We start from the raw sequence: 2,495 nt of genomic DNA on the forward strand, positions 1-2,495 counted from the left end.
GCCTCGTCGGCGATGAGCAGGTCGAACGTGCCTTGCGGCAGGTAGTCGGGTAGGGACAGGCCATTGCTGGCCCATCCCCCCCTAAGAACCGTACGTGAGAGTTTCCCCTCATACGGCTCAAGCCTTTCAAAGCCCGCTTTCGCGGACCGGCTTCACCACCTTGAGACCATTGACGTGAATCTGGTTATGACAGTTTGGATGCACCATGATGAGATTGGTGTTCCCATCCTTTCCGCCATCGACCCGCCGAATGATGTGGTGGACATGCCACCCCGTCTCCTGCGTGATCAACTCTTGGCAGATCGGACAACGACGATCCTGTGCCAACCAGAGGTTGATGAGCTTCTTCCTGCCCCGCAGTGAGTTCTGCATCTTGAGGCTTACACGCTCCTCAAAGTACGTCTCCCACGTCGGGTCGAATGGATTGGCTTCCAACTTGATTGGCCGGTGTCGCCGAATGGGCGTATCCGTTGCCTTCCGCAGTGACGACAGGATGGGGTTCCCATCAGGGAACCTTTCACCCGTCGCCGCCGCAAACACCCAGTTACGGGTGCCTACGGAGTGGAAGTAGCGCTGCTTGATCCAGACGCTGCTTTTCTGCGGATGCCGACGAACGGCCCACTGCCACAACACACGCCAAATCTCATGATCGACACGCGCGAACGTCGCTTTGGACACGACGTGCTGGTGATAATTCGCCCAGCCTTGGATCATTGGGTTGAGCATCCGAATCAGCCGAGGCTGATCCAGCGCCTTATTGCCTTTGACCGCCGAGCGCACTTTCTCCAAAAAGGTCGCCACGTTCGCTTTCGACGGCTTGATCAACAGCTTGCCGTTGTACTTGCGCACGTTTTGCCCGAGGAAATCGAAGCCCTCGTCGATGTGCGTGATCTTGGTCTTCTCGGGTGAGAGCGTGAGCCCCCGTTCCCGCATGAAGTCCTCGATGATCGGCATGACCTCCTGTTCCAGTAGCTCTTTCGAGCGTCCTGTCACGATGAAGTCGTCCGCATACCGCACATAGTTGACCATCAAACGGGTCTGTACACCGTTGGCGTACCGCTTTCTTCCGAACGCAGCATCCAGTTTGGCTTCCAGCCCGTCGAGGACGAGATTCGCCAGAGTTGGCGAGATGATGCCCCCTTGCGGGGTACCAGCTTCTGTTGGAAAAAGTTGCCGATCTTCCATGTATCCGGCCTTGAGCCACTTCCTCAGAATCTCGCGATCCGTCGGTACATGACCCATGAGCCAGTCATGGCTGATGTTGTCGAAGCAGCCCTTGATGTCGCCTTCGAGAACCCACTGCGGTGCCACCTTCTTGGACAGTGCCGTGAAGCACTGTTCGATGGCGTCCGCCGTGGACCTCTCCGGTCGGAACCCAAACGAGCGTCCGTCCGCTGTGGTCTCGGCCACGGGTTCAAGAGCCAGCAGGTATAGCGCCTGCATCGCCCTGTCTCTCATGGTCGGGATACCCAGCGGCCGCATCTTCCCATTGGCTTTAGGAATATAGACACGCTTCAGCGGTTGGGGACGATACCCGCGCCGCTTGATTGACAACATGGCTTGAGACTTGGCTTCCGGGGTGGACCATGTGATGCCATCCACGCCCGGCGTCTTCTTACCTTGGTTCTCGGTGACTCGTCTGACGGCCAATGCTTTGCCGCTGAACGAGTGGGTCAGAATCCACTGCAGGGCTTTCACCTTGCCGTGTTTTCCTTCCCGAGTCGCCTTTACGATACGCGCCTGGAGCCTTCGCACTTCACGGTGACACGCAGCCCAGTCGATGCTGTGCCATGTGACCGATTCGTGTGAGGGCGCACCCGCGCAAGCAATTTCTTGCGTAGTCATCTGCAATTCCCTCTTGTAGAAGGTTGGACAAGTTTTCTCGTAGAGAAAGACCAAGTGGAAGTCTGCCCGCTTTCGCGTGGGATGATGTCGCCTTACGGCTCAACCCCTATCCGTCCCATTACAGGACGGCATTCGCTTTCTCCACATTCCTTTACCCGCACCACCAACAGCATTCCTTACGGTCTGCCTGCCCCGAAGGGCAGCGATACGGGCTTACCGTGTTTCGCTTGAGTAACGAGATGGGTTAGACCCTGCCTTTCCACCGGCGGTCATGATGTCCGTGTGCCCCCAAAACGGATAAAGAGCAACCGACCGCATACCTTTTGGTTCAAGCCTGTCAGCATCTTTGGCTTGTCATTCATAACGGTGTTTAACAGCAGTTCACTTGCGTTGGTCATACCACCCAGCCTAGCGCCGTACCCGCATTGATGCTCGCAGGTAACGCCTTGCCTCACGGCAGCGGCGCGGCCCGAAGGCCCAGCTACATTGTCCCGGCAGCTTCACACAAGACCGTTACCAGTCCTGCATGTGCCGGTAGGCTACTGATGACGGAACATCAGGTTCCTCGTCGGGGTTGCCCCCGTTGGAACAATTACTCAGGCGACTTCACGTCGCACGCGTTTGATGAACTCGGACGGCTGGTAGCCGCC

1 protein-coding gene is annotated in these 2,495 nt (G+C 57.4%); it reads right to left on the reverse strand.

The window, feature by feature from the left end:
• Nucleotides 1–126: 126 nt before the first annotated feature.
• Entirely contained in the window at nucleotides 127–1,845 is a 1,719-nt protein-coding gene (gene ltrA, locus H0X95_RS35580; RefSeq protein WP_033955702.1) for a group II intron reverse transcriptase/maturase, read from the reverse strand.
• Between the last annotated feature and the right edge of the window lie 650 nt (nucleotides 1,846–2,495).

It is taken from the genome of Burkholderia sp. 9779_493 (genome assembly GCF_015712215.1).
Lineage (GTDB): Bacteria > Pseudomonadota > Gammaproteobacteria > Burkholderiales > Burkholderiaceae > Burkholderia > Burkholderia cenocepacia.

Coding starts and splice junctions, on each gene's coding strand:
- ltrA (WP_033955702.1), bottom strand. CDS start 1,845: ATGACTACGCAAGAAATTGCTTGCGCGGGTGCGCCCTCACACGAATCG.